General features: G+C 62.9%; 13 protein-coding genes and 1 pseudogene. 3 read left to right on the top strand and 11 right to left on the bottom strand.

The genetic code is table 11. From position 1 onward, the window contains the following. The coding region (locus tag C7I87_RS34625) for an SIS domain-containing protein (protein ID WP_149908420.1) at window positions 1–586 on the top strand (586 nt) is incomplete at its 5' end. A gap of 706 nt (window positions 587–1,292) precedes the next feature. Here C7I87_RS34625 and msuE read toward each other — a convergent pair. From msuE to ssuD, 10 genes are all read right to left on the bottom strand, one after another. After that, on the bottom strand, window positions 1,293–1,853 hold the full coding sequence (msuE, locus tag C7I87_RS34620) for an FMN reductase (protein ID WP_149908419.1): 561 nt from the start codon (window positions 1,851–1,853) through the stop codon (window positions 1,293–1,295). Window positions 1,854–1,917: 64 nt separating this feature from the next. Continuing rightward, window positions 1,918–3,165 carry an SfnB family sulfur acquisition oxidoreductase gene (locus C7I87_RS34615; RefSeq protein WP_149908418.1) on the bottom strand — a complete coding sequence of 416 codons (1,248 nt, stop codon included), beginning with the start codon at window positions 3,163–3,165 and terminating at the stop codon, window positions 1,918–1,920. Window positions 3,166–3,189: 24 nt separating this feature from the next. Next, window positions 3,190–3,981 carry an ABC transporter ATP-binding protein gene (locus tag C7I87_RS34610; RefSeq protein WP_149908417.1) on the bottom strand — a complete coding sequence of 264 codons (792 nt, stop codon included), beginning with the start codon at window positions 3,979–3,981 and terminating at the stop codon, window positions 3,190–3,192. Window positions 3,982–4,042: 61 nt separating this feature from the next. Then, complete coding sequence (locus C7I87_RS34605) at window positions 4,043–5,380, bottom strand: ABC transporter substrate-binding protein (protein WP_149908416.1); 1,338 nt, start codon at window positions 5,378–5,380, stop codon at window positions 4,043–4,045. Window positions 5,381–5,458: 78 nt separating this feature from the next. After that, window positions 5,459–6,493: a branched-chain amino acid ABC transporter permease gene (locus C7I87_RS34600; RefSeq protein ID WP_149908415.1), complete on the bottom strand. Its 1,035-nt coding sequence runs from the start codon at window positions 6,491–6,493 to the stop codon at window positions 5,459–5,461. A gap of 3 nt (window positions 6,494–6,496) precedes the next feature. Beyond that, entirely contained in the window at window positions 6,497–7,393 is an 897-nt protein-coding gene (locus C7I87_RS34595; RefSeq protein WP_188394119.1) for a branched-chain amino acid ABC transporter permease, read from the bottom strand. Beyond that, window positions 7,393–8,343 carry an ABC transporter ATP-binding protein gene (locus C7I87_RS34590; RefSeq protein WP_149908413.1) on the bottom strand — a complete coding sequence of 317 codons (951 nt, stop codon included), beginning with the start codon at window positions 8,341–8,343 and terminating at the stop codon, window positions 7,393–7,395. The genes C7I87_RS34595 and C7I87_RS34590 overlap by 1 nt, the downstream gene beginning before the upstream one ends. 124 nt (window positions 8,344–8,467) lie before the next feature. Beyond that, complete coding sequence (sfnG, locus tag C7I87_RS34585) at window positions 8,468–9,568, bottom strand: dimethylsulfone monooxygenase SfnG (RefSeq protein WP_149908412.1); 1,101 nt, start codon at window positions 9,566–9,568, stop codon at window positions 8,468–8,470. A 166-nt stretch (window positions 9,569–9,734) separates the two neighbouring features. Further along, window positions 9,735–11,195: an FAD/NAD(P)-binding protein gene (locus C7I87_RS34580; RefSeq protein WP_149908411.1), complete on the bottom strand. Its 1,461-nt coding sequence runs from the start codon at window positions 11,193–11,195 to the stop codon at window positions 9,735–9,737. Beyond that, on the bottom strand, window positions 11,192–12,364 hold the full coding sequence (gene ssuD, locus C7I87_RS34575; RefSeq protein ID WP_149908410.1) for an FMNH2-dependent alkanesulfonate monooxygenase: 1,173 nt from the start codon (window positions 12,362–12,364) through the stop codon (window positions 11,192–11,194). Before ssuD ends, C7I87_RS34580 begins: the two co-directional genes overlap by 4 nt. A gap of 618 nt (window positions 12,365–12,982) precedes the next feature. On the opposite strand from ssuD, the gene C7I87_RS34570 reads away from it, so the two are divergent. Then, window positions 12,983–13,186, top strand: coding sequence for a hypothetical protein (locus C7I87_RS34570; protein WP_149908409.1), 204 nt, complete (start codon window positions 12,983–12,985; stop codon window positions 13,184–13,186). Between the two features lie 167 nt (window positions 13,187–13,353). On the opposite strand, the pseudogene C7I87_RS36325 reads toward C7I87_RS34570, so the two are convergent. Next, a pseudogene (locus C7I87_RS36325) lies at window positions 13,354–13,539 on the bottom strand (IS110 family transposase); the annotation flags it as partial. A gap of 243 nt (window positions 13,540–13,782) precedes the next feature. On the opposite strand from C7I87_RS36325, the gene C7I87_RS34560 reads away from it, so the two are divergent. Beyond that, on the top strand, window positions 13,783–14,345 hold a 563-nt coding region (locus tag C7I87_RS34560), incomplete at its 3' end, for a Crp/Fnr family transcriptional regulator (RefSeq protein ID WP_246696535.1).

The raw sequence follows: 14,345 nt of genomic DNA, 5'->3' as shown, positions 1-14,345 counted from the left end.
GGTGCGGGCGGGCGTGGCACGCGGCACGATCTCGAAAGAACAGGAGAAAACACTGGTGCGGGAGCTCTCCGAAGCGCCGCGCTATGCCAACCAGGTGCTGAAGCTCGAAGAGCAGATCGAGCGGGTCGCGCGTGAAATATCGCGCTACTCCGATGTGCTCTATCTCGGCCGCGACACAAATTTCCCGCTGGCCATGGAAGGCGCGCTAAAACTCAAGGAAATCTCCTACATCCACGCCGAAGGCTATGCCGCGGGCGAACTGAAGCATGGGCCGATCGCGCTGATCGACGAGAACATGCCCGTCATCGTCATCGCGCCGCATGATCGCATCTTCGAGAAAACCGTGTCGAACATGCAGGAAGTGGCGGCTCGCGGCGGCAAGATCATCTTGATCACCGACGTCAAGGGCGCGGCACAGGTGAGCGTGAAGACGATGGAGACGATCGTGCTTCCGGATGTGCCGGAAATCATCTCGCCGATCATCTACGCGCTGCCGATCCAGATGCTGGCCTATTTCGCTGCCGTATTCATGGGCACCGACGTCGACCAACCGCGCAATCTGGCGAAATCGGTGACGGTGGAGTAGTTTAGCCTTCGTGACCACGCGCCGATAGCACGGAAACTCGCACGCGGTGCGCAAGGAATATTCTTTCCGCTTGGCTCGGCTTGACAGCAGATACCGCACTTCGCCACGCTAGGTTCTTCCCGTCCCTGCATGTGCCTGAGCAGTAGCGTGCCCTCCTCCTTGACAACCTCGATGAATGACCAGGAACCATTTCAACTCTTCGGTGTCGACGTCGCCGGCAAGCTCGATACCACCATGCTGCTCTTCTTGCGCGGCCGGGAGACGGACGCGCCGGCGTCGGGGGCGCTGCGCGTAAGATCGCAGGTCAGAGTGCGGTACCACGCGAGCAATAGGCTCAAGGACTTTATGGCACAGTGCCAAGACACTCATGCCGGCGACCTAACAACTCCGGCAGTCGTCACGATGAAGATTGTGCAATTAGGCGCAGTCACCCAGCCCCAACGGAACTCGCCACGCCTGGGAGATTTGGGGAGGTCCAGCCTGCCAACGACATCAATCCACCAAAACAAAAAGACCTAGCCGACACGGACTGGCTGCCTGGCGGCAGCCATCAAGACGGTGTTCGCGTCAACCGCGCTGGGATAGAATATCCTGCTAAATGTTCGGTGCACAGTCGACGAGGTTGTTCGGCCTTGTGCTACCTGGAGAAAAGCTGGCCCAAAAGGTAAGCCAGCAATCGATCAGCTGATCCATCTGGAATGAGGTGTCATTCAGCAGCAATCCTGCCTGCCGAACGGTTGGCCAGCACGAAGCCGACTTCATCGACCGCCTGCGCCACCCGCCTCAGGATAGCTTCGGAGTGCAACACGCCGTCGGTGAAATCCTTGTCGGTGGCGTAGACGGCGGTCGGCAGGGCGAAAGCCTCGAAGAAGCCGAACAGCGGCCGAAGCTGGTGCTCGACGATCAGGGCGTGGCGCTCGCCGCCGCCTGTCGCGGTCAACAGGATGGGCTTGCCTCGCAACGCGGCTGGATCGATCAGGTCGAAGAAGTGCTTGAACAGGCCAGTGTAGCTGCCCTTGTAGGTCGGCGAACCCACCACCAGCACATCCGCCGCGAGTATTTCGGCGAGGATCGGTTGGGCCTGGCTGTCCAGGTCTCGCGCCCACCTTGCGGTGCCCAGCGACGGGCCGATATCCTCGATGTCATAGGTGCTCGCTGAAAGGCCGTGACGGGCGGCAATTTCCCTGACGACGAAATCGACGAAGGCGCGCGTCTTCGACGGGCGGGTGATGTTGCCGGAAAAGCCGACGACTGTTGGATTTGACATGGCAGTGGGCCTCTTGGATAGACGAAGTCTTGATGTGGCGAGCCGCCCGCGCGCCGGTGGGAATTCAGCTCCAGGCGTGCAGCGGCGGATTTTCGCCGTTGAGGAAATATTTGCCTAGGATCGAGTATTTCCAGCGCACCGGATCGTGCAGCGTGTGGGTGCGGGCATTGCGCCAGTGCCGGTCGAGATTGTGCTCGGCCAGCGTCGAGCGCGTGCCGGCCAGTTCGAACAGTTTGTTGGTCGCGGCGATGGCGATCTCGGTCGAAAGGATCTTTGCTTCGGCGGTGACGATCTGTGCATGCGCGACGGTATCGGCGGTTGGCTCGGCCACCGCCTTGTCGATTGCCAGGCCGGCCCTCTCCAGCAGTGCCTGCGCCGCGTGCAGGCGCAGCGTCAGGTCACCGATCGCCTGGATGGTGTAGGGATCGTCCCAGGCGTTGTCGACGCCGCTGTCGACCCAGGCGCGGCTCCTGGTCTTGACGAAGTGCACCGTCTCGTCGATGGCCGCCTGGGCGATGCCGGTGTCCACCGCCACCTGGATGATCTGGAAAATGGCGCCGTCGGCTGTCGGCTTGTCATAGCCCTTGTAGCCCGGCACCAAATGCGTCTTCGGAACCTTGACATTGTCGATGATGACGGTGCCGGAGAGGGTCGTGCGCTGGCCGAAGCTCGACCAGTCGTCGATGACCTTCAGGCCCGGCGTGCCACGGTCGGCGATGGCATACCAAGCGCGGCCCTGATCATCGAGCGCGACGATCGGCACCAGATGGGCAAGCAGGGCGCCTGAGGAATAGAATTTACGGCCGTTGACGACGACGTGGTCGCCGGCATCGGTGAAGCGGGTCTCGAAATCGGCGGCGCGCTTGGAGCCGAATTCGGAAAAGGCGTTGCCGAACCGCGTGCCTTTCAGCGCTTCACCGAACAGCAGCTTCTGCTGTTCGGCATCCGAAACGGTGCGGATGGCGGCGATTACACCGAGATGGTTCTGCGCGACCTGGCCGATCGAGGAATCGGCCGCCGAGATGATCTCGATCACCTTGGCCAGCGTCGCGTAGGACAGTTCCGGTCCGCCATATGCCTTGGGCACGTTGATCGACCACAGGCCGCTTTGCGAAAAGGTGTCGAGTTCGGCGACCGGCCAGATCCGCTCGCGGTCGCGCCTGGAGGAACCCTTGACGAATTCGGCGGCGAGCGCGTGGGCAATGGCAATCGCTTCCGCGGCATCCCTGATGATGTATGCCGGGGCTGACGGTCTTGCGACCGGCGGCACGGCGGCGGAAGCATGGTCTGTCTTGACGGTTGAGACGGTCATTTCAAAGCTCCTTCAATCTTCGGTTCAGGCAACGGCATGGAGATGAGATGGCTTGGCGGCGGGCGGCGGCTGCTGGCCGAGATAGAACGCCCTGATATCCTCGCGCTGGCGAAGATCGGCAGCCGCGCCGGACAGGACGGAGACGCCGTTCTCGAGTACAGCGGCATGGTCGGCATAGCGAAGTGCTACCGCCGAATTCTGCTCGGCCACCAGGATCGACAGGCCGGTCTCGCGGTTGAGTTTTTTCAGCGTCTGGAAAATGTCCTGGACGATGAGCGGGGCAAGCCCCATCGACGGTTCGTCGAGAAGCAGCAGGCGCGGCCGTGACATCAGCGCCCGGCCTATTGCCGTCATCTGCTGTTCGCCGCCGGAGGTCAGGCCCGACAAGGTCCGGCGCTTTTCTCTCAGCCGGGGAAAATAGGAATAGACCCGTTCGAGGTCTGCGTTGATCTCGGCACGGCGGCCGCCGCGGCCGATGCCACCGGTGACCAGGTTTTCCTCGACAGTGAGGCTCTTGAAGCAGTGACGGCCTTCCAGCACGGGAACCAGCCCGGCGCGTACGAGATCGCCGGGTTTGCGGCGCGAGACATCGCCGCCGTCATAGCGGATGGTGCCGGCGCTGACCTGGCCGCGCTCGGCCGGCAGCAGGTTGGAAATGGCCTTCAGCGTCGTGGTCTTGCCGGCGCCATTGGCGCCGAGCAGCGCCAGCATCTCACCACGCCTGATCTCGAAGCTGACGCCATTTAGCGCCGTGATGGCGTTGACATAGGTGGCATGGACCGTGTCCACGGCAAGGATGACGTCATTGTCCGACATGGGCTTTTCTCTGGTGGAAGCCCGGGTGCCGCGGAGACCTGTCCTTGGCGCCCGGCATTGATCAGTTGGTGGTCACGGCGTTGGCATCGTCGGCGGTGCGCAGCTTGATGCCTTTCTCGGCGGCATAGGCCTCGGCCGACTTCTCGATGATCGGCCGCAGCAGCGCCCAGTCCGGCGCGATCCAGTCGGAGACGACGTTCCACTTCTTGCCGTCCCACTGCTGGAAGGTCACGTAGCCTTCGCCCTCGTGGTTGTCCCAGCTGACATTGATCGAATGGAACAGGTCCTTGGCGCCGAGCGCCTCGACCTTGGCCGGATCGAGCTTGAGGTGCTCGAAGCCCCAGCGGACCTCGTCTCCGGTCAAAGTGCGATGGCCGAACTTCTCCTGCGCGACGCGGATCGCCTCGACATTCAGGATGCCGTTGACGATGCCGAGATTGTGGTAGACCGAGCCGATGCGCGACTTGTCCTGCAGGTTGCCCTTGCCGGTGCCGTAGACGGTCTTCACGATCTCCTGCACCACAGGGTATGCGTTGCCGGAGGCTTGGGTGGTGATGGCGGTATAGCCCTTGGCGGCATCGCCTGCGGGGATGACGTCCTCTTCCGAGTTCGACCAGACGTTGCCGACGATGTGGTCGACGGGATAGCCGACCTTGACCGCGGTCTTCAGCGCCACCGGGTTCATCACGCCCCAGCCGCGCAGGACGACGAAGTCAGGCTTGGCGCGGCGGATGGTCAGCCACTGCGACTGCTGTTCGTTGCCGGGATGCGGCACCTCGATCTGCTGGACGGTGAAGCCGTATTTCTGCGCCAGCAATTCATAGATCGGGATGGTCTCCTTGCCGTAGGGCGAGCCGTGATAGAGCACGACGACCTTCTTGCCCTTCAGCTTGTCGATGCCGCCTTCCTTGGAGGCGATGTAGTTCACGATGCCTGAGGTCTCGCTGTAGGGGTTGAGCAGCAGCGGGAAGACGTAAGGGAACACACGCCCGTCGGTGGAATCGGTGCGGCCATGATTGACGGTGATCAGCGGCACCTTGTCGGCGGTGATGCGGTCGATCATGGCGTAGGCGATGCCGACCGAGAGCGGGTTCCAGGCGGCGGCACCCGCATGGCTCTTCTGGCGCTCGTAGCATTCGACCCCGCGCTCGACCTCATATTGGGTTTCGCACTCGTCCCACGTCAGCTTGACGCCGTTGACGCCGCCGTCGCGGATGTTGATGAGGTTGAGATAGTCGATGAAGCCGCCGAAAAAGCCGGTGCCGCCAGCCGCATAGGGCCCGACGCGGTAGCTCTGCAGTGGAAAATACTGTTCGTCGGCGTGGGCTGATGGCAAGGCCACCGACATGATCATCGCCGCGGACAAAGCCGCTGCCTTGATTGTGCTGAGGAAAGTCATGGCTAGGGTACTCCCGGTGCGGGCCGTCCTGAGTGCGGCCTCTGGTTCATTTGCGATGCGATTTTCGACTGCGAGAGCTCAGGTCGACTGCCAGGCGAGCCGTCTTCGGACCCTGTCCCACAGGGCCACCAGCCCGTCGGGTTCCAGGATCAGAAACAGGATGATGAGCGCGCCGAGCACGATGCGCTGGCTCATGTCGAGTACGCCCGAATCGAAGCCATCGCCGAGCAGGAAGCCGCCGAGACGCGATAAGCCAAGCGGAAAGACCACGATGAGGGCGGCGCCGAAGAAGGCGCCACGGATCGAGGCGAGGCCGCCGATGATGATGATGAACAATATCTGGAACGAGCGGTCGAGATCGAAGCCGTCAGGCTCGACAGTTCGAAGATAGGCGAAAGCCCAGATGACACCGGCGACGCCGATGATGAAGGACGAGATGGCAAAGGCCAGCAGCTTGGTCCTGAGCACCGGAATGCCGATGATGCTGGCGGCGGTTTCGTTGTCGCGGATGGCGATGAAGTTGCGTCCGGTCTGCGACGACACCAGCCGATAGGCAAAGAAGGTAAGGATGCTGACGATGGTCAGCGCAAAGAGATAGCGGCCGATGGCGCCGTCGAGTGCGAAGCCGGCTATCGACAGCCTCGGCGTGTCGATGACGCCGGATGCCGAATTGTCTGAGAACCAGCTAAACTTGGTCAGCGCCCATTGCACGAAGAACTGCGCGGCAAGCGTCGAAACCGCGAGATAGAAACCTTTCAGCCGCAGGCTGGGCAGGCCGAACACGATGCCGATGGCGGCGGCGACAATGCCGGCGAGAACGATACTGCCGATCAGCGGCAGGCCCTCGACCCGCAGGTTGAAATTATAAGCGGCGAAGGCGCCAGCCGCCATGAAGGCGGCGCTGCCCAGCGAAACCTGGCCGGCATAGCCGGTCAGGATGTTGAGCCCGACACCGGCAAGGCTGAGTGCCAGGAACGGCAGCAGGATGGCCTCGAACAGGTAACTCGATCCGATCAGCGGCACGACGCCATAGGCGAAGGCAAGCAGAAGGAAGGCTAGCACCCATTTCGGCAGGGCCGGCACCGAGGAGAAATCGCCTGCAATCGCGGCCATGGCTCAGACCCTCTCGACGAGCTTCTGGCCGAACAGGCCGGAAGGACGGATCAAGAGGAAGACCAGCGCGATGACATAGGCGAACCAGCTCTCGATGCCGCCGCCGAAATAGTCGCCGATATAGACTTCGGCGAGCTTCTCGCTGGCGCCGATCAGGAGCCCGCCGACAATGGCACCAAGGATGGAATCAAAGCCGCCGAGCACCAGCACCGGCAGCGCCTTGAGCACCACCAGCGACAACGAGAACTGCACGCCAAGGCGTGCACCCCACAGCAGCCCCGCCACCAACGCGACCAAGCCGGCCGCCGCCCAGACGGTCGCCCAGATCAGCGGCAGCCTGAGGCCGACCGCGAGTGCGGCGAACTGGTCGTCGGCGACGGCGCGGAACGAGAGGCCGATGCGGGTGTAGCGGAAGAACAGCGACAAAAGGAGAACCATGCCGGCGGCAACCGCCGCTGCAAAAATGTCGAACTGGCTGATCAGCACGCCACCGACTTCGAGCGGCACATCCTCGATGCCAAGATCGAGGCCGTGGACCTGCGTGCCCCAGATCAATTGGGCAGCGCCCTCGATGATGTAGGACAGGCCGAGCGTCGCCATGAATAGCGTGATCGGCGGCTTGTTGGTGAGCGGCCGCAGCACCGTGCGCTCGATGGCGATACCGATCGCCACCATGATGGCGAAGGTTGCCACCAATGCCAGCGCGAAGGGAACACCGCGTTCGACAAGGCTGACGAAAGTGAGGGCGGCGAACAGCAGCATCGCGCCTTGCGCGAAATTGAGCACGCCCGAGGTCTTGTAGATCAGCACGAAGCCGATCGCGACCAGCGAGTACATGACGCCGGAGAGCAGGCCGCCGGTCAGCACTTCGAGGAAGAACTGGTAGTCAAAATCGGCGATCATATGCCCGCCCTTCCTTCATTGCGAGAGAGGGCCTCATTGTCGGAGGCGACGCCGAGATAGGCATCGATGACGCGCTCGTCGGTGCGGACCTCGTCGGGCGTGCCGTCGGCGATCTTGCGGCCGTAGTCGAGAACGGCAATGCGGTCCGACAGACCCATGACGACGCCGACATCATGTTCGATCAGTACGACGGTGGTGGCAAAGCGGTCGCGCGCCGCGCGAATGTGGGTAGCCATCTCGCTTTTCTCACCCGATGTCATGCCGGCCATCGGTTCGTCGAGCAGAAGCAGGCGCGGTCGCGCGACCAATGCTCGGGCCAGTTCGACCCGCTTCTGCAGCCCATAGGGCAAAGTGCCGGCAAGACGATCGCGAACGGCTGTCAGGTCGAGAAATTCGAGGATCTGTTCGGCGCGGCCGCGTGAATCACGCTGCTCGCCGCGCGAGCGGCCGATGCCGAGCACCTGGCCGGCGAAGTTGGAACGGACCTTGTAGGCGAGGCCGGCGGCGACATTGTCGAGGACGCTGAGACCTTTGAACAAAGCAAGGTTCTGGAAGGTCCTGGTAACGCCGAGATGCGCCAACCGTTGCGCCGGCACCTGGGCATAGTCGACGTCGGCGAGCCGGACCTGGCCACGGTCGGGCCGGTAGACGCCGCTGATGACGTTGATCAGCGAGCTCTTGCCGGCGCCGTTCGGGCCGATGATGGCGCGGATCTCGCCTGATCGAACCGACAGGTCGATGTCGGCCAGCGCGACGACACCGCCGAACGACAGGCCGATGCCCTGGAGCGACAGCAGCGGAGCAGTTGCACCGGCAGCAGATCCGGCCGCCCCGGCGTCGGCTTCGGCCGACTGTGCCGGCAGGAGCGCCGAGGGCAGGCCGCGCGCAAAAACTTCCGGCGCGTAGACCGAGGCTTCCAGTCCCAAGGCATAGCAGGGCAACGGCATTCCAATCGTCCTCGATTGCGCCCGCAGGCGTGCGAAGTCTCGATGCCGCCCGAAGAGATCGAGCGCGCTTCAAAACCTTCATTCGGGTGCTGGCCGGATTACCCGGCCAGCCTTGGGGAGATGACTATTCCGCAGCCAGTGACGCTGCCGGTTCGACGTTTTCCAGCTCGCGAACGAGCGGGATGACATGCTTGCCGAAATACTCGACCTCTTCCTGAAAGTGCAGGAAACCGAGCAGGATGAGATCGGCGCCGGCGCGCTTCAGGTCGACGATGCGCTCGGCGACCTGCCTCGGCGTGCCGATGAGGTTGGAACGAAAACCGTCATTGTATTGGACGAGATCGTCGAAGGACGATTTCGCCCAATTGCCCTCGCCTTCCGGCGAGGCCTTGCCGGCATTCTTGACCTCGTGGCCGAAGGCGTTGACCGCCTCCGGATTGGCCTTGGCGATGATTTCGGCGAGCACCGCCTTGGCCTCGTCCTCGGTCTCGCGGACAATGGCGAAGGCGTTGACGCCGACCTTGACGGAATGGTGGTTCGCCTTGGCCTTGGTCCTGAGATCGTCGACCTGTTTGCCGATCTCGGTCGGCGTGTTGCCATTGGTGAAATACCAGTCCGAGACACGCGAAGCCATGTCGCGCGCCGCGCGCGACGAGCCGCCCTGAAATATTTCGGGCACCAGCGGCGGCTTCGGCTTCAGCGAATATTCGTTGAAGCGGTAGAAATCGCCGCGGAAGGTGAAGCTGTCTTCCGTCCAGATTCCGCGCAGCGCGCGGATGAATTCCTCGGAGCGGCGGTAGCGCTCGTCATGGTCGAGCCAGTGCTCACCGATGGCGTGGAACTCGCCACGGAACCAGCCGGAGACGAGGTTGATGGCAACACGGCCATTGGTCAGGTAGCTGATCGTGGCGATCTGCTTGGCCGCCAGCGCCGGATTCCAGGGGCCGGGCAGGATCGCCGCGATCACCTTGAGCGTCGTGGTCGCCGCCAGCAAGTCATGGCTGAATGCCACCGATTCATGCTGTTCGTCGGCGCCGTAGCCGGCGGTGAAACGGATCTGGCTCAGCGCATAATCGAAGCCGGCCTTTTCGGCGACCTGGGCCAGCTTGCGGTTGTATTCGGCCGAATGGCTGGTGCGCTGCTCGATGTTGGAGATCACCAGGCCGCCCGAAACATTCGGTACCCAGTAGGCGAACTTGACCTTGTCGGTTTCTGCGTGTGCCATGAACTGTCTCCCATTCAGGCCGTGTCGTTGATCAGTCCGGCCGCAAGCCGGCCTTCGCCAATATTTATTATGTTTATGGATTTTATATACAAAGGAGGATTTTCCGTTTTTGAAGCTCTCATGGGACGGAAATACCAATTTTGACCCGCTAGGCCGGTTACGCTTGTCAGGGCGTCAACGCGCCGTCCGCGCCATCGGCGCCAACCACCTCGGCTGAGGGGAGCGTGTCGAGCAGCCCTGCGATCTCGGCCGCGACCATTCGGGCATGGCGAGCAACCTCCGGCAGTCCCATGAGTTCGCCAAAGGTACCGCGCGCCAGCGGACCGGCGACGAAAAGCCCGGCAACCGCTTTCCCATCGCTGCCGATGGCGCGGCTATCGAGACTGGTCTCGATACCGAGCCCGTATGCGTCGCCCCCGATCAGCCCGGACTCAGTCAGAGAACGTAGCGCCGGATTTGACTGGAGCGCCTGTCCATGAGCAGGCCCTGTCGTGTTGATGACGGCGTCGAAGCTTGCCGTCTCGATCCGCGTCTGTCCGCGCCGTCGGAAGCTGATCGCGAGGCTCTCGCCCTCATCATTCGACGCGACAAGCCTGGCGGCGATGGTGTCGAAGGTGCCGGCAATCTGACGGCGGTCCAGCACGGCAGCGATCTGCGGTGCGATCCTGAAGCGATGGACATCCCAGTACACACGCAGTTGGCGGACCAGCCTTGCCCGCTCGGGCGGCGCAAGGGCGGCCCACAGGAGCGGCCCTTGCAGGCGCAATTGGTCGAAGACCGACTGCCAGTTGACGTTGGCCTTGCGCGCGGACGCCAGTGTGGCGCGAATATTGCGAAGCAGGCCAAGCGCTGATGTCGCCGGCGATGAGGCAAAATCGCCGAAGGGCTCGCCCCTCACATCAGGATGACCGCGCGAGCGCAGCGCGCGGCGCGACAGCGCCAGGATGCGACCGCGGTGGCCGCGGCGATCGAGCTCGGCCACCATGTCGGCAGAGGTCAGCCCGGAGCCGATGATCAGGACCGAGGCGCCCGGCCCGATCCCGGCAAGTGCCGACGGTGCGTAGGGATCGGCGATGAAGCCAGGTGCTTCAGCCAAGGAGGCAAGTGCTGCCGGGATTGCCGGCAGAGGATGCGTCGCGGCGAGCACGACGATGTCGGCCTCGACAGGTCCGGCATAGGTCTGCACGGTCCAGCCCGCGCCCTTGGTTTCTCTCACTACCTGCGAGGCCTGAGCCTCGACGTGACGGATCGCGCCCGAAGCCAGCCACGGCGCCAAATGCTCGGCGACGTAGCGGCCGAAGACGCGGCGGCGCGGAAACACGTCGCCGTTCTTCCACAAGGCATCCGGATCCCGTTCGAGTTCGCCGCTGCCGGCTAACCAACGCGCAAAATGCTGCGAGTCATCGGGAGCCATACTCATTCTGACCGCCGGGACGTTGACCCGATGCGACGGTTCTTCGCTGGAATAGGCAAGGCCGCCGCCAAGCGCGGGGCGCGGCTCGATCACCGCGATCGACAGGCGCTCCGGCCGATTGGCCCGCGCCAGATGCCAGGCGACCGCCGCGCCTGAAAAACCGCCACCGATGATGGCGACGCGCAGTCGGCGGGCCAGAGGCAGCGCGTTCACGAGGCGCTGGCGAGCGATTTTGGGCGATGGTCGCCGGCGATGGTTTCGCCAAATGGGCCGGTGTTGACGGAAGAGCCTACGGCCTTGACCGGATGGTCGGTTGGCAGTTTCGGCAGCACCAGTTCGCCGAAGCGGTAGGCTTCTTCCAGATGCGGGTAACCCGACAGGATGAAGGTGTCGACGCCGAGGCGCCGGTATTCGTCGATGCGCTCGGCAACCGTGTCCGGATCGCCGACCAACGCCGTTCCGGCGCCACCACGCACCAGGCCGACACCGGCCCAGAGATTGGGCGCGATCTCGAGCTTGTCGCGGCGGCCGCCATGCAGCGCGCTCATGCGCGCCTGGCCGACCGAATCCATGCGGCCGAAAACCTTCTGCGCCGAGGCGATGGTCGCGTCGTCGAGCCGGCTGATCAGGCTGTCGGCGGCTGCCCAGGCCTGTTCGGTCGTCTCGCGGGCGATGACATGCAGGCGAATGCCGAAGGAAAGCTTGCGGCCCGCCTCCTCGGCCAGTTCGCGCACGGCGTCAAGCTTGCGTTCGACATCGGCCGGGGGCTCGCCCCAGGTCAGGTATTTGTCGATCTCCTGCGCCGCCACTTGCGATCCGGCATCGGACGAGCCGCCGAAATAGAGCGGCGGATAGGGCGTCTGCACAGGCGGAAACAGCAGACGGCCGTCCTCGATCCTGAAATGCTTGCCCTGGTGCTCGACTGTCTCGCCGCTCAGCACGCGCTTGTAGATCCGCAGGAATTCCTGCGTCACCTCATAGCGCTCGGCATGCGAGAGAAAGATGCCGTCCCCCTTGTTCTCAAGCGGATCGCCGCCGGTGACGACGTTGATCAGAAGGCGGCCGTTGGAGATGCGATCGAGCGTGGCGGTCATGCGCGCGGCGAGCGTCGGCGACTGCAGGCCGGGCCGCACGGCGACAAGGAAGCGTAGCCGCTCGGTCAGCGGCGCCAGTGCCGAGGCAATCACCCAGGAATCCTCGCAGGCCCGGCCGGTCGGCAACAGCACGCCGTAATAGCCCAGCGTGTCGGCGGCCTTCGCCACTTGCGTCAGATAGGGCAGGTCGACGGCCCTGCCGCCTTCGGTCGTGCCGAGATAGCGGCTGTCGCCATGGGTCGGCAGGAACCAGAGAACCTTGATGCGGTCGGGGATGTCGCGGGTCATGTGTCGTCTCGTGCTGTCGGTGACAATCGTCGGCGCGAACCGCCGCGGCTGCGGGCAGCGTTTGGCGAGGTGACCATCATCGCTGTCCCCTGCAGCAAAATCGCCAACAAGATTGCCTACTATACCAATTCTGTAGAATTAGTTTTCCAAGCTCTCGGGTCGCCGATGGGATTTTTATCTCACGGTCATAGAATGGACGCGCAGTCATCCGAGGCATCGGTCAGATTTCCACCGTGGCGTACCGATGCATGTCAACCAGAGATGCCACCGCCGCCGGTGCCCGTGTCTCGCTCCTCGCGATAGCAGAGGCCGGCCAGCGCCAGCCGCAGCGCAGGATTCGTGCTTCGAGCGCGCAGCTTCACCGGTCTGAAAAACAGCTTCTCAAAGAAGGCCCCACGCCAACGCGGTTGCGCTGCATCTCCTGTATTACACCTTCGTCCGCATCCATAAGAGGCAGCGTGTCATGGCACGCAATGGCCGCTAGCGTCAGCAGCAAGGGCTTGGGGCCGAAAAGCAAGCTTCGCGGCCCTCACAATCAGGCGCGTTGCCGCCTAAGCCCGCTTAAACTCGGCACGGCACTGCGCGATGGTCAAAGCCGCCTAGGGACGCGAGCTACCAATGAACCCGACGAAGAAGGCCCCACCTTTCGTGCCGACCGAAATTCACGTCGGCACTGTCGAGGATGAGAAGGGCGCGCTCGGCATCTTGTGTATCAAGACAACGAAGGGCCTGTTGGAAATCGTTCTGGATAGTCACACGGCCGACGCCATGGTTGACGCCATCAGCGCAATCCGACCAAAGCTCGATGATGTCGGCCGTTAGGACGTTCATCGCACGTCTTCATATTACCCAATGCTGAAAGTTACAGGTGGGGGCAGAAGCATCAAACTGGAGCATTGTCCGGCAGTGTCGCAAGGCGGCGTGCAGTGCGTTCATCGTCGCAGGTCATTGTCATCGCGCACTATGGCGACAAGGCTGATAATTCCGACTAGACCGGTCGCTCTGACAATGCCCAGCTCGGCAAGATTCGCTCTCAAGGCATTGATTGTTTGAGTGCGCTGACGGATGAGCAAATCGCGTGCCTTGAGCACCACTCCAGCAGCCTGTTCGTCCTGTGTTTTTACCGGAACATAGCGCATGGTCGGCCGCTTAACTGCCTCGCAGATAGCTTCGGCGGAGAATAGCGAACCCAGGTTGCGGAGGTCTGCCGATGGCTTTTGGAAACCATCGGCGACGGAGACTGGCAACGCCATTTCACCGCTTTCGCTCAATACGGCTACGACGCATTCGACTACAGGGCCGAAGACGAATGGCTCGCGACCCGATGAGGGTCTGGATCGGACGGTCGTCGGCTACCCAAGGCAGTTCCTTGCCGCGCGACGCGTCGGCAAGGCTTTGCCAACCGCACATTTGAGCCTATGCTCAACCATCGGCCGCCGTTTATCCGGATGCAGCCGACAGTGAGAGATGCGCGCTCTTGCCCGTTTGGGAGAAGGGCTATGCCTCAATCCACTTTTCGCAACCATGTTTTGAAAACTCTCGCGCCGGAGGATTTCGTGCGTCTAAGGCCGTCGATGCATCACATCGAACTGGCCATCAAAGCCCGGCTGGAGATCGCATATCAGCCGATCGAGCACGTCTATTTCCCTGAGACGGGTATCGCGTCGGTGGTCGCCGCCATGACCGGAGGACGGCACAGCGAAGTCGGCATGATCGGCTATGACGGCATGACGGGCGTTGCGGTCGTTCTCGGCCAGGACAGCTCTCCCAATGAAACCTATATCCAGGTCGCCAGCGACGGCTGGCGCCTGCCGGCTGAACATCTTCGCATTGCGATTGCTGGAAGCCGGACCCTTCAGCCGTCACTGCTTCGCTACGCCCATGCATTCCTTGTCCAGTCGTCGCGAACGGCGCTGGTCAACGGCCATTCGAACATCGAGGAACGGCTGGCCCGCTGGTTGCTGATGGTCAACGACCGCGC

Origin of the sequence: Mesorhizobium sp. SARCC-RB16n, from assembly GCF_008520305.1 — a bacterium.
Classification (GTDB): Bacteria; Pseudomonadota; Alphaproteobacteria; order Rhizobiales; family Rhizobiaceae; genus Mesorhizobium.
Note: the sequence above shows the minus strand (reverse complement) of the source record. Positions and strands in the feature narration are given on the sequence as shown.

What these genes read in the sequence shown, in the direction of transcription:
- C7I87_RS34615 (WP_149908418.1), bottom strand. Translation starts at nt 3,165, where the DNA reads ATGACCGTCTCAACCGTCAAGACAGACCATGCTTCCGCCGCCGTGCCG.
- C7I87_RS34605 (WP_149908416.1), bottom strand. Translation starts at nt 5,380, where the DNA reads ATGACTTTCCTCAGCACAATCAAGGCAGCGGCTTTGTCCGCGGCGATG.
- ssuD (WP_149908410.1), bottom strand. Translation starts at nt 12,364, where the DNA reads ATGACCCGCGACATCCCCGACCGCATCAAGGTTCTCTGGTTCCTGCCG.
- C7I87_RS34570 (WP_149908409.1), top strand. Translation starts at nt 12,983, where the DNA reads ATGAACCCGACGAAGAAGGCCCCACCTTTCGTGCCGACCGAAATTCAC.
- sfnG (WP_149908412.1), bottom strand. Translation starts at nt 9,568, where the DNA reads ATGGCACACGCAGAAACCGACAAGGTCAAGTTCGCCTACTGGGTACCG.
- msuE (WP_149908419.1), bottom strand. Translation starts at nt 1,853, where the DNA reads ATGTCAAATCCAACAGTCGTCGGCTTTTCCGGCAACATCACCCGCCCG.
- C7I87_RS34610 (WP_149908417.1), bottom strand. Translation starts at nt 3,981, where the DNA reads ATGTCGGACAATGACGTCATCCTTGCCGTGGACACGGTCCATGCCACC.
- C7I87_RS34600 (WP_149908415.1), bottom strand. Translation starts at nt 6,493, where the DNA reads ATGGCCGCGATTGCAGGCGATTTCTCCTCGGTGCCGGCCCTGCCGAAA.
- C7I87_RS34590 (WP_149908413.1), bottom strand. Translation starts at nt 8,343, where the DNA reads ATGCCGTTGCCCTGCTATGCCTTGGGACTGGAAGCCTCGGTCTACGCG.